Source organism: Massilia sp. NBRC 108631 (assembly GCF_059704565.1).
Map to the genome: position 1 here is coordinate 245,573 of NZ_BAAKJE010000066.1, position 21,021 is coordinate 266,593.

20 protein-coding genes are annotated in these 21,021 nt (G+C 63.1%); 19 read left to right on the top strand and 1 reads right to left on the bottom strand.

Annotated elements, in window-relative coordinates:
- Positions 1-185: 185 nt before the first annotated feature.
- The 8 genes from AC6H42_RS08325 (at position 186) to AC6H42_RS08360 (ending at position 9,889) form a co-directional block, all read left to right on the top strand.
- A complete protein-coding gene (locus AC6H42_RS08325) occupies positions 186-1,223 on the top strand; it encodes an NAD(P)H-dependent flavin oxidoreductase (RefSeq protein WP_057154273.1) in 1,038 nt (345 codons plus the stop codon).
- Positions 1,224-1,250: 27 nt separating this feature from the next.
- Entirely contained in the window at positions 1,251-2,882 is a 1,632-nt protein-coding gene (locus tag AC6H42_RS08330) for a GMC family oxidoreductase (protein WP_497547813.1), read from the top strand.
- A 152-nt stretch (positions 2,883-3,034) separates the two neighbouring features.
- A complete protein-coding gene (locus AC6H42_RS08335; protein WP_057154275.1) occupies positions 3,035-3,805 on the top strand; it encodes an ABC transporter ATP-binding protein in 771 nt (256 codons plus the stop codon).
- Positions 3,805-4,512, top strand: a complete 708-nt coding sequence (locus AC6H42_RS08340) for an ABC transporter ATP-binding protein (protein WP_057154276.1) — start codon at positions 3,805-3,807, stop codon at positions 4,510-4,512. Before AC6H42_RS08335 ends, AC6H42_RS08340 begins: the two co-directional genes overlap by 1 nt.
- Positions 4,513-4,556: 44 nt before the next feature.
- Positions 4,557-5,765, top strand: a complete 1,209-nt coding sequence (locus tag AC6H42_RS08345; protein WP_057154277.1) for an ABC transporter substrate-binding protein — start codon at positions 4,557-4,559, stop codon at positions 5,763-5,765.
- A gap of 85 nt (positions 5,766-5,850) precedes the next feature.
- Positions 5,851-6,735 (top strand): branched-chain amino acid ABC transporter permease, encoded by an 885-nt coding sequence (locus AC6H42_RS08350; RefSeq protein WP_057154278.1) that lies wholly within the window; start codon positions 5,851-5,853, stop codon positions 6,733-6,735.
- A gap of 12 nt (positions 6,736-6,747) precedes the next feature.
- Positions 6,748-7,719, top strand: a complete 972-nt coding sequence (locus AC6H42_RS08355; protein WP_057154279.1) for a branched-chain amino acid ABC transporter permease — start codon at positions 6,748-6,750, stop codon at positions 7,717-7,719.
- A gap of 94 nt (positions 7,720-7,813) precedes the next feature.
- Complete coding sequence (locus tag AC6H42_RS08360; RefSeq protein WP_497547814.1) at positions 7,814-9,889, top strand: 3-hydroxybutyrate oligomer hydrolase family protein; 2,076 nt, start codon at positions 7,814-7,816, stop codon at positions 9,887-9,889.
- A 67-nt stretch (positions 9,890-9,956) separates the two neighbouring features.
- Here AC6H42_RS08360 and AC6H42_RS08365 read toward each other — a convergent pair whose 3' ends face one another.
- Positions 9,957-11,123: an iron-containing alcohol dehydrogenase gene (locus tag AC6H42_RS08365; protein ID WP_057154281.1), complete on the bottom strand. Its 1,167-nt coding sequence runs from the start codon at positions 11,121-11,123 to the stop codon at positions 9,957-9,959.
- A gap of 199 nt (positions 11,124-11,322) precedes the next feature.
- Here AC6H42_RS08365 and AC6H42_RS08370 point away from each other — a divergent pair, with 199 nt between their 5' ends.
- The 11 genes from AC6H42_RS08370 to atpA all read left to right on the top strand — a co-directional run bounded on the left by AC6H42_RS08370 (position 11,323) and on the right by atpA (position 21,018).
- The gene (locus AC6H42_RS08370) at positions 11,323-12,084 is read left to right on the top strand and encodes a TSUP family transporter (RefSeq protein WP_497547815.1); all 762 of its coding nucleotides are present in this window, start codon (positions 11,323-11,325) and stop codon (positions 12,082-12,084) included.
- A gap of 186 nt (positions 12,085-12,270) precedes the next feature.
- Positions 12,271-14,202 (top strand): tRNA uridine-5-carboxymethylaminomethyl(34) synthesis enzyme MnmG, encoded by a 1,932-nt coding sequence (gene mnmG / locus AC6H42_RS08375; protein WP_497547816.1) that lies wholly within the window; start codon positions 12,271-12,273, stop codon positions 14,200-14,202.
- On the top strand, positions 14,199-14,843 hold the full coding sequence (gene rsmG, locus AC6H42_RS08380) for a 16S rRNA (guanine(527)-N(7))-methyltransferase RsmG (protein WP_057154284.1): 645 nt from the start codon (positions 14,199-14,201) through the stop codon (positions 14,841-14,843). Before mnmG ends, rsmG begins: the two co-directional genes overlap by 4 nt.
- Positions 14,844-14,939: 96 nt before the next feature.
- A complete protein-coding gene (locus AC6H42_RS08385) occupies positions 14,940-15,710 on the top strand; it encodes a ParA family protein (RefSeq protein WP_057154285.1) in 771 nt (256 codons plus the stop codon).
- 12 nt (positions 15,711-15,722) lie between these two features.
- Entirely contained in the window at positions 15,723-16,610 is an 888-nt protein-coding gene (locus AC6H42_RS08390; protein ID WP_497547817.1) for a ParB/RepB/Spo0J family partition protein, read from the top strand.
- Between the two features lie 216 nt (positions 16,611-16,826).
- Positions 16,827-17,195 carry an ATP synthase subunit I gene (locus AC6H42_RS08395; RefSeq protein WP_057154287.1) on the top strand — a complete coding sequence of 123 codons (369 nt, stop codon included), beginning with the start codon at positions 16,827-16,829 and terminating at the stop codon, positions 17,193-17,195.
- Between the two features lie 22 nt (positions 17,196-17,217).
- Positions 17,218-18,015: a F0F1 ATP synthase subunit A gene (gene atpB, locus AC6H42_RS08400; protein ID WP_057154288.1), complete on the top strand. Its 798-nt coding sequence runs from the start codon at positions 17,218-17,220 to the stop codon at positions 18,013-18,015.
- A gap of 63 nt (positions 18,016-18,078) precedes the next feature.
- Positions 18,079-18,360 (top strand): F0F1 ATP synthase subunit C, encoded by a 282-nt coding sequence (atpE, locus tag AC6H42_RS08405; RefSeq protein WP_057154289.1) that lies wholly within the window; start codon positions 18,079-18,081, stop codon positions 18,358-18,360.
- A 38-nt stretch (positions 18,361-18,398) separates the two neighbouring features.
- Positions 18,399-18,869, top strand: coding sequence for a F0F1 ATP synthase subunit B (locus AC6H42_RS08410; RefSeq protein ID WP_057154290.1), 471 nt, complete (start codon positions 18,399-18,401; stop codon positions 18,867-18,869).
- Positions 18,870-18,871: 2 nt separating this feature from the next.
- A complete protein-coding gene (locus AC6H42_RS08415; RefSeq protein WP_057154291.1) occupies positions 18,872-19,405 on the top strand; it encodes a F0F1 ATP synthase subunit delta in 534 nt (177 codons plus the stop codon).
- A gap of 71 nt (positions 19,406-19,476) precedes the next feature.
- Positions 19,477-21,018, top strand: a complete 1,542-nt coding sequence (atpA, locus tag AC6H42_RS08420) for a F0F1 ATP synthase subunit alpha (RefSeq protein ID WP_057154292.1) — start codon at positions 19,477-19,479, stop codon at positions 21,016-21,018.
- Positions 21,019-21,021: the final 3 nt, after the last annotated feature.

The following is a 21,021-nucleotide window of genomic DNA, read 5'->3' on the forward strand; positions in this document are numbered from 1 at the left end:
TGTGGATAACCGGGTTAACTGGATTAGAATCAGTCGTTTGCGTCTTGTACAAGGCGGCGCGTAAACGGTGTACGGCGAAAGGACTGTATCTGGACAATTTTTGGCGTCCAGGTTTAGCTTTTGCTTACTCACAAATCATGCCTGTGGATATCCAGATAGTTATCAACAGGCCTCAGGAGGCTGTTATGGAGTTGCTGTCCCTGTTTTCCCATCCCATCATCCAGGGGCCGACTGCCGGCGGCGGCAATACGCCCGAGCAGGTTGCGGCCGTATCGAACGCCGGCGCGCTGGGCTCGCTGGCCGCTTCGCTGCTGTCGCCGGACACGCTGCGCAGCCAGGTGGCGGCCATCCGCGCCCTGACGGCGCAGCCTTTCTTGCTCAATTTCTTTGTCCAGGGAACGCCCACGCCGTCCGCAGCGGATCTGGCGCGCGCCAAGGAACTGCTGAAGCCGGTTTACGAGGAACTGGGCTGGGACCAGTTGCCGACGCCTGCCAAGTGGTGCGAGGATTTCGCCGCGCAGTTTGAAACGCTGCTGGAACTGCGTCCCGCCGTGGCCAGTTTTACTTTCGATATCCTGACGCCGGCCCAGGTCGCGCGGCTGCATGCCGCTGGCATTGCCGTGGTGGGTACGGTGACCACCATCGCCGAGGCGCTGGCCTGGCAGGCGGCGGGTGCGGACGCGGTGGTGGCGTCGGGAGTGGAAGCGGGCGGCCATCGCGGCACCTTCATCGGCGCGCAGAAGGACGCCACACTGACCACCTTCGAGCTGCTGCCGGCGGTGGTGGCGGCGGTGCGGATACCGGTGATCGCGGCCGGCGGCATCATGGACGGCAAGGATATCCGGCGCGCGCTGGCGGCCGGCGCCAAGGCGGTGCAAATGGGCACGGCTTTCCTGGTGACCAATGAATCCGGCATCCACCCGGCGTACAAGCAGGCTTTGCTGACGGCCGGCGCGCGCCCGACCCGGCAGACGCGCGCGTTTTCCGGCCGCTATGCGCGCGGCCTGGAGAACCGTTTCATGCAGATGATGGCGGAGGTGGAACTGGAAGTGCCCGCCTATCCGGTGCAGAACGCGCTGACCGGCAGCATCCGCGCGGAGGCGGCGCGGCGCGGCGACACGGAGTGGATGTCGCTGTGGTGCGGCAGCAGCGTGGACCGGGCGCGCGGCATGCCGGCGGCCCGGCTGGTGGAAACGCTGGTGAAGGAAATGCAAGCAGTCTGACTTAGCCCTAGGCGCAAGGAGTGGATTTTGGAATCTGCAGGACAGTTCGACTACATCATCATCGGCGCCGGCACTGCCGGCTGTGTTCTCGCCAACCGCCTTACGCGCGATAAAAACGTGCAAGTGCTGCTGATCGAGGCGGGCGGCAAGGACGATTATCTGTGGATCCATATCCCGGTGGGCTATCTGCATTGCATCAACAATCCCCGCACCGACTGGCTGTACCGCACCGAGGCCGATCCCGGCCTGGGCGGGCGCAGCCTGATTTATCCGCGCGGCAAAGTACTGGGCGGCAGTTCCTCGATCAACGGCATGATTTATATGCGCGGCCAGGCCGGCGACTACGACCGCTGGGCCGAGGAATGCGGCGACGACAGCTGGCGCTGGGACGCGGTGCTGCCGTTGTTCCGCCAGAGCGAGGACCATCACGGCGGCGCCAGCGATTTCCACGGCGCGGGCGGCGAGTGGCGGGTGGAAAAGCAGCGCCTGTCCTGGCAGATCCTGGATGCTTTCCGCGACGCGGCCGACCAGACCGGCATTCCCAAAGTGGACGATTTCAACCGCGGCGACAACTTGGGCTGCGCCTATTTCGAGGTGAACCAGAAGCGCGGCATCCGCTGGAACACGGCCAAGGCGTTCTTGAAGCTGGCCACCACGCGCCCCAACCTGACCCTGATGACCGGCTGCCACGTGGAAAAGCTGCTGGTGGAGCAGGGCGAGCAGGGGCCCGTCTGCTCCGGCGTGGCGTTCACCGGGGGCGGCACGCGCTGGCAGGCGCAGGCCACGCGCGAAACCATCCTGGCGGCCGGCTCGGTCGGCTCGCCGCAGTTGCTGCAGCTGTCGGGCATCGGGCCGGCGGGTATGCTGCGCGATCTCGGCATCACACCGGTGGCGGACCTGCCCGGCGTGGGCGCCAATCTGCAGGACCATCTGCAACTGCGCATGGTGTTCAAGGTGAACGGCGTGAAGACGCTGAATGTATTGGCCAGCAACTGGTTCGGCAAGATGCGCATCGGCATGGAGTACGCGATGTTCCAGAGCGGACCGATGTCGATGGCGCCGTCGCAACTGGGCGCGTTCGCCCGCTCGGACCCCGGCCAGGCCACGCCGAACCTGCAATACCACGTGCAGCCGCTGTCGCTGGAGAAGTTCGGCGATCCGCTGCATGCTTTCCCGGCCTTCACTGCCAGCGTGTGCAATCTGCGCCCCACGTCGCGCGGCCATATCCGCATCGCCAGCGCGGATTCCTATGCGCCGCCCAAGATTACGCCGATGTATCTGAGCACGCCGGAGGACCGCCAGGTGGCGGCCGACGCGCTGAAGCTGACGCGCCGCATCGCCGCCGCTCCCGCGCTGGCCAGGTATTCGCCGCAGGAATTCAAGCCGGGGCCGGCGTTCCAGACCGACGAGGAACTGGCGGCGGCGGCCAGTGCCATCGGCACCACCATCTTCCACCCGGTGGGCACTTGCCGCATGGGGCGAAAAAACGACACTTCCGCTGTGGTCGACAGCGCATTGCGCGTGCGCGGTGTAGCTGGACTACGGGTGGTGGACGCCTCGGTGATGCCCTTTATAACGTCTGGGAATACCAACTCCCCGACCATCATGATTGCCGAGAAAGCCGCGCAGATCATACGTTCTACCTGGAAAGACTCCTGATCCTTGCGCCATACTTTGAGCCAGATCAAACTGCCCAGTTTGTAGCCAAACTTGCTATCTTGATGGTATTTATACTGTATTGTTCACGATTTTTTTTGTGTGTATGATCGGTTGAAAATTTGGCAGTTTATAAAGAATAACCAGGAGATACGATGTCAAACTTCATCTTGGAAACAAGAAATTTGACCAAGGAATTCAAGGGTTTCACTGCTGTTAACGACGTGAATCTGAAGGTCCAGCGCGGCCACATTCACGCCTTGATCGGCCCCAACGGCGCCGGCAAGACCACCTGCTTCAACCTGCTGACCAAGTTCCTGGTGCCGACCTCGGGCCAGATCCTGTTCAACGGCAATGACATCACGGCCGCCAGGCCTGCGCACATCGCGCGCATGGGCGTGATCCGTTCCTTCCAGATTTCCGCCGTATTTCCCCACCTTACCGTCTTGCAGAACGTGCGCATCGGCCTGCAGCGCCAGCTGGGCACCACGTTCCATTTCTGGCAGAGCGAACGCTCGCTGAACCAGCTGAACGCGCGCGCCATGCAATTGCTGGCCGAGGTGGACCTGACCGAATTCGCCGACACCGTCACGGTGGACATGCCTTACGGCCGCAAGCGCGCGCTGGAGATCGCCACCACCCTGGCGATGGAGCCGGAGCTGATGCTGCTGGACGAGCCCACCCAGGGCATGGGCCACGAGGACGTGCACCGGGTAACCGAGCTGATCAAGAAGGTATCGGCCGGCCGCACCATTTTGATGGTGGAACACAATATGAACGTGGTATCTGGTATTTGCGACAAGATTTCGGTGCTGCAGCGCGGCGCCATGCTGGCCGAGGGGAGCTATGCCGAGGTATCGAAGAACCCGCAAGTGATGGAAGCGTACATGGGCACCGAGGCAAGCGAACTGGTGGGGGCGCACTGATGGCGGCCGCACTGGAAATCAGCAATCTGCAGGCGTGGTACGGCGAATCGCATATCCTGCACAACGTGAACATCACGGTGCAGCCGGGCGAAGTGGTGACCTTGCTGGGCCGTAACGGCGCTGGCCGCACCACCACCCTGCGGGCCATCATGGGCCTGACCGGCGCGCGCAAGGGTTCCATCAAGGTGAACGGCGTGGAAGCCATCGATTTGCCGACGCACAAAGTGGCTCACCTCGGCATCGGTTACTGTCCCGAAGAGCGCGGCATTTTCGCCTCGCTGTCGACCGAGGAAAACCTGCTGCTGCCGCCGCAGCTGGCCACCGGCGAGAAGGGCATGCCGGTCGAGGAGATCTACGCCATGTTCCCCAACCTGGAGGAGCGCAAGCACAGCCAGGGCACCCGGCTGTCGGGCGGCGAGCAGCAGATGCTGGCGGTGGCGCGCATCCTGCGCACCGGCGCGCGCCTGCTGCTGCTGGACGAGATTTCCGAAGGCCTGGCGCCGGTCATCGTGCAGGGCCTGGCGCGCATGATCACCACCCTGAAAGCGAAGGGCTACACCATCGTCATGGTGGAACAGAATTTCCGCTTCGCCGCTCCGTTGGCGGACCGGTTTTACGTGATGGAGCATGGTCAGATTGTCGAGACTTTTGCTGCATCCGAGTTGAGCGCAAAGATGCCAGTGTTGACCGAACTGCTCGGCGTCTGATTTTTACCGTACCACTACAAAACCCTTAGGACGGAGACAAAAATATGAAACTCAAAACTATCGCCACCGCAACCGCAGCAGCGTGCGCCCTGGGCCTGGCCTGCGGCGCGCAAGCACAGGTGTCCGGCGACACCATCAAGATCGGTTTCATCACCGACATGTCCGGCCTGTACTCCGACATCGACGGCCTGGGTGGCGCGGAAGCGATCAAGATGGCGATCGCCGATGCCGGCGTGGTCATCGCCGGCAAGAAAGTTGAATTCATCTCCGCCGACCACCAGAACAAGGCCGACATCGCCGCCTCAAAGGCGCGCGAATGGTTCGACCAGCAGGGCGTGGACCTGCTGATCGGCGGCACCAACTCGGGCGCCAACCTGGCCATGGCCAAGGTGGCGGGCGAGAAGAAAAAGATCTTCATTTCGATCGGCGCCGGCTCGGCCCGCCTGACCAACGAGGAATGCACGCCTTACACCGTGCACTACGCCTACGACACCGTGGCGCTGGCGCGCGGCACCGGCGGCGCCATCGCCAAGCAGGGCGGCAAGAACTGGTACTTCATGACCGCCGACTACGCTTTCGGCCAGTCGCTGGAGAAAGACACGTCGGACGTGGTGAAAGCGGCCGGCGGCAAGGTGCTGGGCAGCGTCAAGCATCCGCTGTCGGCGTCGGACTTTTCCTCCTTCCTGCTGCAGGCGCAGTCGTCCGGCGCGCAGATCCTGGGCCTGGCCAACGCCGGCGGCGACGCCATCAACTCGATCAAGGCGGCCAACGAGTTCGGCATCACCAAGAAGATGAAGCTGGCCGGCCTGCTGATCTTCATTAACGACGTGCACTCGCTGGGCCTGAACACCACCCAGGGCATGTACCTGACCGACGGCTGGTACTGGGACCTGAACCCGGACACCCGCGCCTGGTCCAAGCGCTACTTCGAGAAGATGAAGAAGGAGCCGTCGATGCTGCAGGCAGCCGACTACTCGGCCACCGCCAACTACCTGAAGGCCGTGAAGGCGGTCGGCACGGATGATTCGGACAAGGTGATGGCGCACCTGAAGAAGACCCCGATTAACGACATGTTCGCCAAGGGCGGCGTGATCCGCCAGGACGGCCGCATGGTGCACGATATGTACCTGATGGAAGTGAAGAAGCCGGCGGACTCGAAATATCCTTGGGACTACTACAAGGTGGTGGCCACCATACCCGGCGACCAGGCGTATGTGACCAAGGCCGAAACCAAGTGCGCGCTCTGGAAATAACTTAGCTGCACCCGCGCCGCCCCCCGCAGGGGGCGGCATGTCTCTACCACATCACCGGTCCCGGTGATTTTTTATCTCGCGAGCCATGGCTATAACCGATATCCCCCTGTCCGCGTGGATGAGCCAGCTGTTGCTGGGACTCGTCAACGGTTCCTTTTATGCCATGCTGTCGCTCGGCCTGGCCGTGATCTTCGGCCTGCTGAACGTCATCAATTTCTCCCACGGCGCGCTGTACATGATGGGCGCTTTCCTGGCCTGGATGGGCATGACGTATTTCGGCCTGAACTACTGGGCCATGCTGGCGCTGGCTCCCATCGTGGTCGGGCTGTTCGGCATCGTCATAGAAAAGACCATGCTGCGCTGGCTCTACAAGCTGGACCACCTGTACGGCCTGCTGCTCACCTTCGGCATCACGCTGGTGGTGGAGGGCGTGTTCCGCTCCTTCTACGGCGTGTCCGGCCAGCCGTTCGAGACGCCGGCGCTGCTGCAGGGGGCCACCGACCTCGGCTTCATGTTCCTGCCCAATTACCGCGCCTTCGTGGTGGCGGCCTCGCTCGCGGTCTGCCTGCTGACCTGGTACGTGATCGAGAAAACCAAGCTCGGCTCCTACCTGCGCGCCGGCACCGAGAATCCCAAGCTGGTGGAAGCGTTCGGCATCAACGTGCCGCTGATGGTCACCCTGACCTACGGCTTCGGCGTGGCGCTGGCGGGCTTCGCCGGCGTGCTGGCCGCGCCCATCATCCAGGTTTCGCCGCTGATGGGCTCCAACCTGATCATCGTGGTGTTCGCGGTGGTGGTGATCGGCGGCATGGGTTCCATCATGGGCTCCATCCTGACCGGCCTGGCGCTGGGCGTGATCGAGGGCCTGACCCGCGTGCTCTATCCGGAGGGATCGTCCGTGGTGGTGTTCGTGGTGATGGTCATCGTGCTGCTGCTGCGTCCCGCCGGCCTGTTCGGCAAAGAGAAATAAGAGGAAGCATCCATGAATAAAAACATAGGCTATGCCATCGCTTTTGCCATCGCGCTGGCCGCACCCTTCGTCGGCTATCCGGTATTCCTGATGAAGCTGCTGTGCTTCTCGCTGTTCGCTTGCGCCTTCAACCTGCTGATCGGCTTTACCGGCCTGCTGTCCTTCGGCCACGCGGCCTTCTTCGGCGGCGCCGGCTACGTGGCCGGCTACGTGCTGCGCGACCTGGGCTGGCCGTTCGAGCTGGGCCTGCTGGCCGGCGTGGCGGCCGCCGCGCTGATCGGCCTGGTGATGGGCGGCCTGGCGATCCGCCGCCAGGGCATCTATTTCTCGATGATCACGCTGGCGCTGGCGCAGATGGTGTACTTCGGCGCGCTGCGCGCCCCGTTCACCGGCGGCGAGGACGGCCTGCAGGGCGTTCCACGTGGAAAACTGCTGGGCACGGTCGAGTTGGCCAACGACACCGTGCTGTACTTCATCGTGCTGGCCATCTGCGTGGCCGGTTTCGCGCTGATCGTGCGCACCGTGCATTCGCCGTTCGGCCAGGTGCTCAAAGCCATCAAGGAGAACGAGCCGCGCGCCATCTCGCTGGGCTACGACGTCGACAAGTACAAGCTGATGGCCTTCGTGCTGTCGGCCGCGCTGGCCGGCCTGGCCGGCGCCACCAAGACCGTGGTGCTGGGCTTTGAAACCCTGACCGACGTGCACTGGACCATGTCCGGCCTGGTGATCCTGATGACGCTGGTGGGCGGGATGGGCACGCTGGCCGGCCCGATGCTGGGCGCCGTCATCATCATCCTGCTGGAGAACAAGCTGGGCGACATCGGCACCTTGCTCGCCAGCCTGACCGGCGTGGAGTGGTTCAACACGCTGGGCGAAGCGGTCAGCATGGTCACCGGCCTGATCTTCGTGGCCTGCGTGCTGCTGTTCCGGCGCGGAATAATAGGGGAGATGGTGGCGCGCTTCGGTCACAAGAAGCCAGCCTGAACAAGCAAGAACGCCGGACTCGTCCGGCGTTTTTTTTCACTTCTTATTTACAACCAACACAACCACCACAACCAACTGCAAGCATGGAGGAGACATGAACAAGAACAACATCCGCATGGCCAGGCTCACCGCAATGGCCGCCGCCGTGGCCACCCTCGCTTCCTGCGGCGACAGCAACAACGCGCCGGAAGAACTGAACGTGCTGCCGTCCTACCTGGGCACGGTCACCAGCACCAGCTACGACGGCAATTCGGACGACTTGCTGACGGCGGGCCTGGGCCGCACCGGCCTGGCCGCCGCCGCCGCGCCTGCGTATGCCGACCCGCTCAAGCCGACCGCCGCCGAACTGCGCCGCAACGCCATCTATGCCAACTACCGCGCCGTGCTCGACATTAACGCCAACAGCGGCTACGGCACCATGTACGGCCCCAACGTGAACGCGGCCGGCGTGGCCGGCAGCGGCGAGGGCAAGGTGGCGGGCACCGAATACGTGGCCTATGCGGACGACGGCACCGGCAAGCAGAACGTGACCCTGCTGGTGCAGGTGCCGGCCACCTTTGACCCGGTCAACCCCTGCATCGTCACCGGCACCTCCAGCGGCTCGCGCGGCATCTACGGCGCCATCGGCAGCGCAGGGGAGTGGGGCCTGAAGAACAACTGCGCCGTGGCCTACGCCGACAAGGGCAGCGGGACTGGTCTCTACACCATTGAGGACGACAGCGTGAACCTGCAGAACGGCCAGCGCGCCACCCGCGCCGCGGCCGGCAAGAACGCCAACTTTGCGCCGGCCATCAGCGAGGCCGAGCGCACCGCGTTCGCCGCCGCCAACCCTGGCCGGGTCGCCTTCAAGCATGCGCACTCGCAGCTGAACCCGGAAAAGGATTGGGGCAAGCTCACGCTGCAGGCGGTGGAGTTCGCCTACTACGTGCTGAACGAACGCTATGGCCAGCTGGCGGCCGACGGCAAAAGCCATCTGGTGCGGCTGACGCCGAAGAACAGCGTGGCGATCGCCTCCAGCATCTCCAACGGCGCCGGCGCGGCCCTGCTTGCTGCAGAGCAGGACACCAAGGGCCTTATCAGCGCCGTGGCGGCCACCGAGCCGCAAATCCAGCCCAGGACAGCCACCGGCTACTCCGTGCGCCTTGGCGGCGCTTCTGTGCCTTCCCAGGGCAAGCCGCTGTTCGACTACTCGACCTTTGCCGCGCTGTACCAGCCTTGCCTGGCCGAAGTGGCCGCTGGCGGGCGCTGCAGCGCGCTGGCCGCCAAGGGCCTGCTGACCGGCAGCAGCCTGGCCGAGCAGCAGAACGACGCCCGCGCGCGCCTGAAGGCTTACGGCTGGACGCCGGAGGCCGAAGTGCTGCAGGCGGCCCACGCCGGCACCAACATCCTGGTGGCCGTGACCTACGCCTACGCCTACGGCAAGTTCAGCGTGCTCGACAAGGTATGCGGCTTCAGCTTCGCCGGCGTGGACGCCAGCGGCGCGCCGGCGCCGATGGCGGCCGCCGTCAAGGCGTCCAGCTTCGCCAGCCAGAACGGCATCATCGGCAGCGTGATCTATGAAAACTCGGTAGGGGGCGCCAAGGCCTACAACCTGGGCGTGTCGCCGTCGACCAATGCGGCCGACCAGTCGCTGGACGGCTTCCTGTGCCTGCGTTCGCTGGCCACGGGGACGAATCCGGTCACCGGCGCCGCGCTCAGCGGCACGCTGGCCGAGCAGAGCGCCCGGGTGAAAGCCGGCATCGGCGAAGTGCTGGCAAGCGGCAACCTGAAGGGCAAGCCGGCCATCATCGTGTCCGGCCGCAGCGACGCGCTGATTCCGGTCAACCATGCGGCGCGTGCCTACCTGGGCCTGAACGCCAGCGTGGAGGGCAGTGCCAGCAAGCTGCGCTACATCGAGGTGACCAACGCCAACCACTTCGACTCGTTCAGCAATGCGCTGCCGACGGCGGTGGTGCCGCTGCACGTGTACCTGTTCCGCGCACTGGACGCGGTGTACGCCAACCTGCGCAACCCGGCCGGTGCGCCGCTGCCGCCCTCGCAGCTGGTGCGCACCACCACGCGCGCCAGCAACGCGGTGCCGATCACGGTCGCCAACCTGCCGCCAATTGCCGCCTCGGCCGGCGCCAACGCCATCACCGCCACCAGCACCACGGTGGACGTGCCCAACTAAGCCTGCCGGCCGCCTCTCGCCTGCGAACGCAGGTGGGGGGCGATTGGCGACAGTAAACCACAAGGCATCACAATGCTGCGGCGTAGATGGCGCGCGCGTCGGCGCGGGTCAGTTCGCGCGGGTTATTGCCCAGCAAACGTGTCTGCAGCATGGCGTCGTCGGCCAGCCGGTCCAGGTCGCTTTCCGCGATGCCGACCTGCTGCAGCGTGCGCTCTATCCCCGACATCACAGCGATCTGCTGCATTGCAACAACCAGCGCTTCCGCCCTCGCCTCCACCGATCCCGCCGCATGCGGCACCACGATGCCGGCCAGCTCGGCATACAGCGGCGCCGCCGCCGGCGCGTTAAAGCGCAGCACGTGCGGCAGCACCAGCGAGTTCGACAGGCCGTGCGGCACGTGGAAAATGCCGCCGATCGGATACGCCAGCGCGTGCACCGCTGCCACCGGCGCGTTGGAGAAGGCCTGCCCCGCCAGCATGGCGCCCAGCAGCATGGCCTGGCGCGCGGCCAGGTTCCTGCCGTTCTCGCAGGCCGGGATCAGATTGCGCGACAGCAGCCCCAGCGCCTGGCGCGCCAGCATGTCCGACAGCGGATTCTTTTTATGACGGCTGGTGTAGGCCTCGATCGCATGCACCATGGCGTCGATGCCGGTGGCCGCGGTCACCATGGGCGGCAAGCCCATGGTCAGCTCGGCGTCCAGGATGGCCAGGTCCGCATACAGTTGCGGCGCCACCACGCCCATCTTGGTGGTTTCGCCGGTGGTCACGATGGCGATGTTGGTGACTTCGGAGCCGGTGCCGGCGGTGGTGGGAATCTGCACCAGCGGCAGGCGCGCGCCCTTCACGTTGCCGATGCCGTAGATCGCCGACAGCGGCTGCTCGCTTGCCGCCAGCACGGCAATCAGCTTGGCCACGTCCATTGAGCTGCCGCCGCCGAGGCCGATGACCACGTCCGCGCCATGCTCGCGCGCGGCAGCCACGGCAGCCAGCACGATGTGCTCCGGCGGGTCGGCCACCACGTCCGAATAGATTTTCACGTGGAACCCTGCCGCCGCCAGGCTGTCGGCCGGCGCCTGCACCAGTCCGGTTTTCAGGAAGCCGGGATCGGTCACCAGCAGCGCGCGCTGCGCCGACGGGAAGCGGGAGCGCACATGCTCCCCCAGTTTCCGGGCCGCGCCCAGTTCAGAAACGATGTGGGCAACGGTGCTGAAAGCGAAAGCAGGGAAGTCATTCATGGCGAGGTCGGCTAGTAGCTGGCGTGGAATGTTGGCATTCCAGCTTACACCAAAACCTGGCGAGCTGAGCCGCATTCGCCCCACTTCGGGGTCTGACCCCGGATCGGGGGTAATGCGGCTCAGCTCGGCAGGGGGGCTGTTTCTTCCGTACAATGATGGGCTTGGTTGTTTCCGTGCAGGCGGTGTTCAGTGGGGCGTTATGGTTGATTATCTGGTGTTGGGTGTGGCGGCGTTCGCGGCGGGCTTGGTCGATGCGGTGGTGGGCGGGGGCGGGCTGATACAGATCCCGGCAGTGTTCTCGGTATTTCCCACCACGGCACCGGCCACCTTGCTGGGAACGAACAAGCTGGCCTCCATCTTCGGCACCGCCGCTGCCGCCGTCAATTATGCGCGCCGGGTGCGCATCGCCTGGTCCACCGCTGCGCCGGCCTCGGCGGCCGCGCTGATCTTCGCCTTCCTGGGCGCCTACACCGTCACCAAGATTCCGCCCGACTTCATGCGCAGCCTGCTGCCGGTGGTGCTGATCGCCGTGGCTGTCTACACGTTCTGCAAGAAGGATCTGGGCAGCGTGCATGCGCCGTTGCACACGGGTTTCCGCGAGCAGGCCTGGGCGGTGGTGATCGGCGCGCTGATCGGCTTCTACGACGGCTTCTTCGGCCCCGGCACCGGCAGCTTCCTGGTGTTCCTGTTCGTGCGCTTTTTCGGCTTCGACTTCCTGGCGGCGTCCGCCGTGGCGAAGGTGGTCAACGTGGCCTGCAATTTTGCGGCGCTGGTGTGGTTCGGCTACAGCGGGCACCTGCTGTGGCAGCTGGGCCTGATGATGGCCGTGTGCCAGGTGTGCGGCTCCATCCTCGGCACCAAGCTGGCGCTGAAACATGGCAGCGGCTTTGTGCGCCGCCTTTTCCTGGTGGTGGTGACGATACTGATCTTCAAGACCGGGTACGACGCGTTCCTGAAGTGATTGTTTCACGTGGAACAGTGGATGAGGGCGCTTCGGCGCCCTTTTTTACGTCCGGGCCTGGCCAATCGCAGTGTTCCACGTGGAACAATCAGAAATTTCATGGCGATATTTCTGCCTAAAAAAGTCGCAGCAGCAAAAAGACTCTATAATCTGATCTCATTCCTCGCATTCACCCCAATACCAAAAATGTTATTTCCTACCCAATTCGACGTCATCGTCGTTGGCGGCGGTCACGCCGGCACCGAGGCGGCCCTTGCTTCTGCCCGCATGGGCCAGAAGACGCTCCTGCTGACGCACAACATCGAGACGCTGGGCCAGATGTCGTGCAACCCTTCCATCGGCGGTATCGGCAAAGGCCACCTGGTCAAGGAAGTCGACGCGATGGGCGGCGCCATGGCGATCGCCACCGATGAGGCAGGCATCCAGTTCCGCATCCTGAATTCCTCCAAAGGTCCCGCCGTGCGCGCCACCCGCGCCCAGGCCGACCGCATCCTGTACAAGCAGGCGATCCGCTCGCGCCTGGAAAACCAGCCCAATCTGTGGCTGTTCCAGCAGGCCGTGGACGACCTGATGGTGGAGGGCGACCGTGTGGTCGGCGCCGTCACCCAGATCGGCCTGAAGTTCCTGGCGCCTGCCGTGGTGCTGACGGCCGGCACTTTCCTCGACGGTAAGATCCACGTCGGCCTGCAGAACTACTCGGCCGGCCGCGCCGGCGACCCGCCCGCGATCTCGCTGTCGGCCCGCCTGAAGGAGCTGAAGCTGCCGCAGGGCCGCCTGAAAACCGGCACCCCGCCGCGCATCGACGGCCGCAGCATCGACCTGTCGGCCATGACCGAACAGCCGGGCGACCTGGACCCGGTGCCGGTGTTTTCCGTCATGGGCAACACCACCATGCACCCGCGCCAGATGCCGTGCTGGGTGACGCACACCAACACCAAAACGCACGACATCATCCGCGCCGGCCTGGACCGTAGCCCGATGTATACCGGCGTCATCGAGGGGGTCGGCCCGCGCTATTGCCCATCCATCGAGGACAAGATTCACCGCTTCTCGTCCAAGGAATCGCACCAGATTTTCCTGGAGCCGGAAGGCTTGACCACTAACGAGTTCTACCCGAACGGCATCTCCACCAGCCTGCCGTTCGACGTGCAGATCGAGCTGGTGCGTTCGATGAAAGGCATGGAAAACGCCCACATCCTGCGCCCCGGCTACGCCATCGAATACGATTATTTCGACCCGCGCGGCCTGAAGGCGTCGCTGGAAACCAAGGCCGTGGGCGGCCTGTATTTCGCCGGCCAGATCAACGGCACCACCGGCTACGAAGAGGCGGCCGCGCAGGGCATGCTGGCCGGCATCAACGCCGCGCTGCAGACCCAGGGCAAGGACGCCTGGACCCCGGCGCGCTCGGAAGCCTACCTGGGCGTGCTGGTGGACGACCTGGTGACACAGGGCGTGCAGGAGCCGTACCGCATGTTTACCAGCCGTGCCGAGTACCGCTTGAGCCTGCGCGAAGACAACGCGGACATGCGTTTGACCGAGATCGGCCGCAAGCTGGGCGTGGTCGGCGACGCCCAGTGGGAAGCCTTCGACCGCAAGCGCGAAGCCGTGGCCAGGGAGCTGGAGCGCCTGCGTTCCACGTGGGTGAACCCGCGCATCCTGGCGGCGGACGAGTCCGAACGCGTGATTGGCCAGGCCATCGAACGCGAGTACTCGCTGGCCGACCTGCTGCGCCGTCCGGGCGTGGCCTACGATAAGCTGATGACCATGTCCGGCATGGAAGGGCAGGCCCTGGCCGGCCCCGGCGTGGACGATGCGGCGGTACAGGAACAGGTGGAAATCCAGCTCAAATATTCGGGCTATATCGACCGCCAGAGCAAGGAAGTGGAGCGCCACGAGCACTACGAGAACCTGAAACTGCCGGAAGGTTTCAACTACCTGGACATCACCGCGCTGTCGGTGGAAGTGCGCCAGAAGCTGAACGCGCAGCGCCCGGAGACCCTGGGCCAGGCCTCGCGCATCTCCGGCGTGACCCCGGCGGCGATTTCGCTGCTGCTGGTGCACCTGAAAAAGACCGGTTTCGGCGGTTTCGTGAATTTGAAAGATGAGGCAGTGCAATGAAGGTATTCGACCGTGCAGCTTTGGCCGAAGTGTTGAACAAGGGCGTGGCGGAACTGGGTTTGGAGCTGTCCGCCGCGCAGCAGGAGCAGCTGCTGGATTACCTGGCGCTGCTGAACAAGTGGAATAGCGTCTACAACCTGACCTCGGTGCGCGATCCGATGCAGATGATGACGCTGCATTTGCTGGACTCGCTGGCCGCCGTGCCGGCCTTCCAGGGGGCGCAGAACGTGCTGGACGTGGGCGCGGGCGGCGGGCTGCCGGGCGTGGTGCTGGCGATCTCGAAGCCGGACATGAAGCTGTCCATGATCGACACCGTGCACAAGAAAACCGCCTTCCTGACGCAGGTGAAGGCGGAGCTGGGCCTGGCCAACGTGACCGTGTACACCAAGAAGGTGCAGGAACTGGAGGTCAAGCAGCCGTTCGACGTGATCACGTCGCGCGCCTTCGCCGACCTGAGCGACTTCGTGAACTGGTCCGGGCACCTGCTGGCCGAAGGCGGCCGCTTTATCGCCCTGAAAGGCACAGCGCCACAGGACGAGCGCGAGCGCCTGCCGGAGCCGTGGAAGGTGGAGCGGCTGCAGGCTTTGAAAGTGCCGGGACTGGCGGCGGAGCGCCACCTAGTTTTCATCGCCAGACAGTAACGATATAAACGGTATAAATCATTTATACCGTATAAACGAAATAAACCATATAAACGATTTATACCGAATAAACGATATAGCGAATAAGAAAAGTACATGGCCAAAATTTTTTGTGTAGCGAATCAAAAGGGCGGCGTGGGCAAGACCACCACCACGGTCAACCTCTCCGCCGGACTGGCCAAACTGAACCAGCGCGTGCTGCTGGTGGACCTGGACCCGCAGGGCAACGCCACCATGGGCGCGGGCATCAACAAGGCCGGCCTTGCGGCATCGACCTATGAAGTGCTGCTGGGCCAGTCGGACGTGGCCACGGCGCGCCAGCGTTCGGAAGCCGGGCGCTTCGACGTGCTGCCGTCCAACCGCGAGCTGGCCGGCGCCGAAGTGGAGATGGTGGAACTGGACAACCGCGAGCGCCGCCTGAAGGATGCGCTGGCCGCGGTCGACAAGGAATACGACTTCATCCTGATCGACTGCCCGCCGGCGCTGTCGATGCTGACGCTGAACGGCCTGTGCGCCGCGCACGGCGTGATCATCCCGATGCAGTGCGAGTACTACGCGCTGGAAGGCTTGTCCGACCTGGTCAACACCATCAAGAAGGTGCACGCCAACCTGAACCCGGACTTGAAGATCATCGGCCTGCTGCGCGTGATGTTCGATCCGCGCATGACGCTGTCGCAGCAGGTGTCGGCGCAGCTGGAGCAGCACTTCGGCGACAAGGTCTTCAAGACCATCATTCCGCGCAACGTGCGCCTGGCCGAAGCGCCGTCCTACGGCATGCCGGGCGTGACCTTCGATCCCGCCTCCAAGGGCGCGCAGGCGTACATCGCCTTCGGCGCCGAGATGGTCAAGCGCATCAAGAAGATGTAACAGGATAAAACTATGGCAACCAAGAAACTGAAAGGCCTGGGTCGCGGCCTAGACGCCCTGTTGGGCGGCGACGGCGATCCATCCAACCCGGCGGCGAACGGCAGCGCGCCGACCGAGCTGGCCGTGGCACAGATGCAAGCCGGCAAGTACCAGCCGCGCACGCGCATGGACGAGGGTGGGCTGGCCGAGCTGGCCGCCTCCATCAAGACCCAGGGCATCATGCAGCCCATCCTGGTGCGGCCGATCGCGCCGGCCAAGGGCAGTGTGGTCAAATATGAAATCATCGCCGGAGAACGCCGTTTCCGCGCGGCGCAGCTGGCCGGCCTGGAAAACGTGCCGGTCCTGGTGCGCGAGGTGGACGACAAGACCGCCGCCGCCATGGCGCTGATCGAGAACATCCAGCGCGAGGACCTGAATCCGCTGGAAGAGGCGCAGGGCATCCAGCGCCTGATCACCGACTTCGATTTCACCCACGAGCAGGCGGCCACGGCCGTCGGCCGCTCGCGCAGCGCCGTGTCCAATCTGTTAAGGCTGATCAACCTGGCGGCGCCGGTGCAGACCATGCTGATGGCCGGCGACATCGACATGGGCCATGCCCGCGCCCTGCTGGCGGTCGATGCCGCCACCCAGATCGCCCTGGCTAACGTTGTTGTGGCGAAACGCCTATCGGTGCGCGAAACGGAAAAGCTGGTGCAGCGCGCGCAGGAGGAGCAATCCGAGCAGGCCCAGCGCAAGCAAAAAGACAAGTCCGGCGACATCCTGCGCCTGGAGGAAGAACTGGCCGACCTGCTGGCCACGCCAGTGGTGTTCAAGATGGGCGCCAAGGGCCGCGGCCAGATGGTGATCGATTTTGCCGACCTGGATGTGCTGGACGGATTGCTGACACGCTTGCGCGGCTAAGTTACAAGCCGGTAACCAGAAGTCGTGGCAACGTTGACACTATGATAGCGCGCACACCGTGCGCTATCTTGGTGCATCTACTCTAAAAGCGGTGCAAAACCGTATCTTTCTTGCCCAAACAGCCATGTTGCGGCGCACCATGTTTGACCAAACTAAGCAATTCCTAATATAATCCCGTGTCTTTAGGTGTATACGCTTTCTCTGGGAACCCGGCAAGTGAGTGATTTTTTTCAGCGCATTGCCTCTCCGGTGTTTAAAGTAGTTGCCTTGCAGTTCACAATCGCCACGTTTTTTTCCGCCGCCACCGCATATTTCGGCAGCGTTGAGAGAGGCTGGTCTGCCGCTTTAGGCGGAGCGATCGCAGTCATCGGGAGCCTGGTGTACGCGATGATTGTCGCGGGCGAAACGAATGACGCCAAGAAAGCATTCCGGACGCATTTCCGCGCCGAGATGGTTAAAGTTTTCATAACGGCAGCGCTGTTCATTGCGGCGCTGGTACTGTTCTCGTCGGCCGCATGGTTATGGCTGATCATAGGTTTCGCGGTAGCGACCCTGGCTTACTGGTTCGCGCTGCTAGCAGTTTAATTAACAATATCTGGCAAACATTATGACCACTGAACACGGGGGCCACGCGGCCCCGGCTAACGCCACAGAGTACATTCAGCACCACTTGTCGCACCTGAAAAATGCGGACGCCACCATCAACCTGGACACGTTCTGGGTTTCGGCCATTCTGGGCCTGGTGTTTATCGGCGTGTTCGCCATGGCTGCGCGCCGCGCCACCCCCGGCGTGCCGGGCAAGCTGCAGAATTTCGTCGAATGGATCATGGAACTGGTCAACGACACCGTCAATTCCGCTTTCCACGCCAAGAGCGCCGTCATCGCGCCGCTGGCCATCACCATTTTCGTCTGGGTATGGCTGATGAACGCGATGGACTTCCTGCCGGTTGACCTGCTGCCGAAAGTGCTGGAATTCTTCGGCGTCTACAAGCTGCGCGTGGTGCCGACGGCCGACGTGAACCACACCTTCGGCATGTCGATCGGCGTGCTGCTGTGCATTATCGGCTTCTCGATCAAGGCCAAGGGCGTCGGCGGCTGGGGTAAGGAACTGTTTACCGCCCCGTTCCACGCGCACGGCATCGCCGCCATCTTCCTGGCGCCGGTCAACTTCATCTTCCAGATGCTGGAACTGCTGGCCAAACCAATTTCGCTGTCGCTGCGACTGTTCGGCAACATGTACGCCGGCGAGCTGATTTTCATTCTGATCGCGTTGTTGCCTTGGTGGGCGCAGTGGCTGTTGGGTGGTCCATGGGCAATCTTCCACATCCTGATTGTAACTCTGCAAGCTTTTGTGTTTATGGCGTTGACGGTTGTGTACCTCTCCCTCGCGGTTGAGAAGCATTAATCAGCAACTTTATTTTTAGTTTTTGAAGTATCTTTCGTTTTTTTTAAATTTAGGAGAAATCTAATGCAAGCTCTGATCGCACAAGTACAAAGCATGACCGTTCTGGCCGTAGCAATCATCATTGGCCTGGGCGCCATCGGTACCGCACTCGGCTTCGCTATCCTGGGTGGCAAGTTCCTGGAAGCTTCGGCACGTCAACCAGAACTGATGCCACAACTGCAAACCAAACTGTTCGTTATCGCCGGTCTGCTGGACGCGATCTCCATGATCGGCGTTGGTGTTGCTCTGCTGTTCACGTTCAACAACCCGTTCCTGACCGCCCTGACCGCCGCTGTAGCGCAGTAATCACCGCTCCAACCGGGGAAACTTTTTAGGAGCAAGGTATGGACATTAATATGTCGCTCATCGGCCAGATGATCACCTTCGCGGTGCTCGTTTGGTTCTCGATGAAATTCGTTTTCCCAGCGTTGAATTCCACGCTGGACGAGCGTGCCAAGCGTATCGCCGATGGTCTGGCTGCGGCCGACCAGGGCAAGGCTTCGATGGAAATCGCTGAAAAGCGTGCTTCCGAAGCCCTGACCTCCGCCCGCGACGAAGCTGCCCAGCGCGTCGCGGACGCCGAGAAGCGTGCGCAACTGGTGGCTGAAGAAATCAAGGCCAACGCCAAAGCCGAAGCGGACCGCATCATTGCGCAAGCCAAAGCTGAAGCCGAACAGCAAGTTACCCAGGCCCGCGAAGCTCTGCGCGCCCAGGTGGCCGACCTGGCGGTCAAAGGTGCCGAGCAGATCTTGAAGCGTGAAGTCACCGCGTCGGCCCACGCCGACCTGCTGGCCCGCCTCGCGACTGAGCTGTAATCATGGCTGAACTCGCAACCGTCGCCCGTCCCTACGCGGAAGCCCTCTTCCGCGTAGCCCAAGCCGGCAACCTCGCGCAGTGGTCCGATCTGGTGTCCGAACTGGCCCAGATCGGCGGCAACGCCGATGTGCTGGACTATGCCCGCAATCCGAAAGTTTCGGAAAGCGATGTCATCGCCACCATTCAGTCTCTGGTGAAATCGCCGCTGAACGCGGAAGCCAATAACTTCCTCGGCATGCTGGTCGCCAACAATCGTATCGAATTGCTGCCGGAGATCGGCGCCCAATTCCAGCTGTTGAAAAACAGCGCGGAAGGTGCGGCGGATGCCGAGATCACGAGCGCGTTCGACATGAGCGCCGCCCAGGTTGCCGAGCTGGTTGCCACGCTGGAAAAGAAATTCAGCCGCAAGATCAACCCGAGCGTGACCGTAGACCCATCGTTGATCGGTGGCGTGCGCGTGGTCGTCGGTGACGAAGTGCTCGACACTTCGGTCCGCGCCAGGCTGCAGCAGATGCGCGTCGCGCTGGTCGCTTAAGACCCGCTGGCCGCTACGGCAGACCAAATATACCCTCGCGCAAGCGGAGAGAACTACATTTAGGAGTTAGTATGCAACTCAACCCATCTGAAATCAGCGAGCTGATCAAGAGCCGGATCCAAGGCATTGATGGCGGCGCTGAAGTGCGCAATCAAGGCACGGTTATTTCCGTAGCCGACGGTATCTGCCGCATCCACGGTCTGTCGGACGTAATGCAAGGCGAGATGCTGGAATTCCCAGGCAATACTTTCGGCCTGGCGATGAACCTGGAGCGCGACTCGGTCGGCGCCGTGATCCTGGGTGCTTACGAGCACATCTCGGAAGGCGACACCGTCAAGTGCACCGGCCGCATCCTGGAAGTGCCAGTCGGTCCTGAACTGCGCGGCCGCGTGGTCAACGCCCTGGGCCAGCCGATCGACGGCAAAGGTCCGGTCGAAGCCAAGCTGACCTCGCCTATCGAGAAGATCGCACCGGGCGTGATCGCCCGTGAGTCCGTGTCGCAGCCTATGCAGACCGGCCTGAAGTCGATCGACGCGATGGTACCGATTGGCCGTGGCCAGCGTGAGCTGATCATTGGCGACCGCCAGACTGGTAAGTCGGCGGTGGCGGTTGATGCGATCATCAACCAAAAAGGCCAGGGCATGACTTGCATCTACGTTGCAATCGGCCAGAAAGCTTCCACCATCAAGAACATCGTGCGCTCGCTGGAAACGCACGGCGCGATGGAGTACACCATTGTCGTGGCTGCCACCGCGTCGGAATCGGCAGCGATGCAGTACATCTCGGCCTACTCCGGCTGCACCATGGGCGAATACTTCCGCGACCGCGGCGAAGACGCCCTGATCGTGTACGATGACCTGTCGAAGCAAGCAGTTGCCTACCGTCAGATCTCCCTGCTGCTGCGCCGCCCACCAGGCCGCGAAGCGTACCCAGGCGACGTGTTCTACCTGCACAGCCGCCTGCTGGAACGCGCAGCACGCGTGAACGCCGACTACGTCGAAGCCTTCACCAAGGGTGAAGTCAAAGGCAAGACCGGCTCGCTGACCGCACTGCCTATCATCGAAACCCAGGCTGGCGACGTTTCGGCGTTCGTGCCAACCAACGTGATTTCGATTACCGACGGCCAGATCTTCCTGGAAACCTCGCTGTTCAACTCCGGTATCCGTCCTGCGATTAACGCGGGTATCTCGGTATCGCGCGTTGGTGGCGCGGCCCAGACCAAGGTCATCAAAAACCTGTCCGGCGGTATCCGTACCGACTTGGCGCAGTACCGTGAACTGGCTGCGTTCGCGCAGTTCGCTTCCGACCTGGACGAATCGACCCGCAAACAGCTGGACCGCGGCGCACGCGTGACCGAACTGCTGAAGCAGGCGCAGTACTCGCCGCTGTCGATTTCCCTGATGGGCGCATCGCTGTTCGCAGTGAACAAGGGCTTCCTGGACGACGTGGCAGTGAAGAAAGTACTGCCATTCGAAGCCGGCCTGCACGCCTACCTGAAGACCAAGCAAGCTGCTCTGCTGGCCAAGATCGAAGAAACCAAGCAACTGGACAAAGACGGCGAAGCCGCCCTGTCGGCCGCCATTGCTGATTTCAAGAAATCCGGCGCATTTTAAGCG

Coding starts and splice junctions, on each gene's coding strand:
- AC6H42_RS08325 (WP_057154273.1), top strand. CDS start 186: ATGGAGTTGCTGTCCCTGTTTTCCCATCCCATCATCCAGGGGCCGACT.
- AC6H42_RS08335 (WP_057154275.1), top strand. CDS start 3,035: ATGTCAAACTTCATCTTGGAAACAAGAAATTTGACCAAGGAATTCAAG.
- AC6H42_RS08340 (WP_057154276.1), top strand. CDS start 3,805: ATGGCGGCCGCACTGGAAATCAGCAATCTGCAGGCGTGGTACGGCGAA.
- AC6H42_RS08345 (WP_057154277.1), top strand. CDS start 4,557: ATGAAACTCAAAACTATCGCCACCGCAACCGCAGCAGCGTGCGCCCTG.
- AC6H42_RS08350 (WP_057154278.1), top strand. CDS start 5,851: ATGGCTATAACCGATATCCCCCTGTCCGCGTGGATGAGCCAGCTGTTG.
- AC6H42_RS08355 (WP_057154279.1), top strand. CDS start 6,748: ATGAATAAAAACATAGGCTATGCCATCGCTTTTGCCATCGCGCTGGCC.
- AC6H42_RS08360 (WP_497547814.1), top strand. CDS start 7,814: ATGAACAAGAACAACATCCGCATGGCCAGGCTCACCGCAATGGCCGCC.
- AC6H42_RS08365 (WP_057154281.1), bottom strand. CDS start 11,123: ATGAATGACTTCCCTGCTTTCGCTTTCAGCACCGTTGCCCACATCGTT.
- AC6H42_RS08370 (WP_497547815.1), top strand. CDS start 11,323: ATGGTTGATTATCTGGTGTTGGGTGTGGCGGCGTTCGCGGCGGGCTTG.
- mnmG (WP_497547816.1), top strand. CDS start 12,271: ATGTTATTTCCTACCCAATTCGACGTCATCGTCGTTGGCGGCGGTCAC.
- rsmG (WP_057154284.1), top strand. CDS start 14,199: ATGAAGGTATTCGACCGTGCAGCTTTGGCCGAAGTGTTGAACAAGGGC.
- AC6H42_RS08385 (WP_057154285.1), top strand. CDS start 14,940: ATGGCCAAAATTTTTTGTGTAGCGAATCAAAAGGGCGGCGTGGGCAAG.
- AC6H42_RS08390 (WP_497547817.1), top strand. CDS start 15,723: ATGGCAACCAAGAAACTGAAAGGCCTGGGTCGCGGCCTAGACGCCCTG.
- atpB (WP_057154288.1), top strand. CDS start 17,218: ATGACCACTGAACACGGGGGCCACGCGGCCCCGGCTAACGCCACAGAG.
- atpE (WP_057154289.1), top strand. CDS start 18,079: ATGCAAGCTCTGATCGCACAAGTACAAAGCATGACCGTTCTGGCCGTA.
- AC6H42_RS08410 (WP_057154290.1), top strand. CDS start 18,399: ATGGACATTAATATGTCGCTCATCGGCCAGATGATCACCTTCGCGGTG.
- AC6H42_RS08415 (WP_057154291.1), top strand. CDS start 18,872: ATGGCTGAACTCGCAACCGTCGCCCGTCCCTACGCGGAAGCCCTCTTC.
- atpA (WP_057154292.1), top strand. CDS start 19,477: ATGCAACTCAACCCATCTGAAATCAGCGAGCTGATCAAGAGCCGGATC.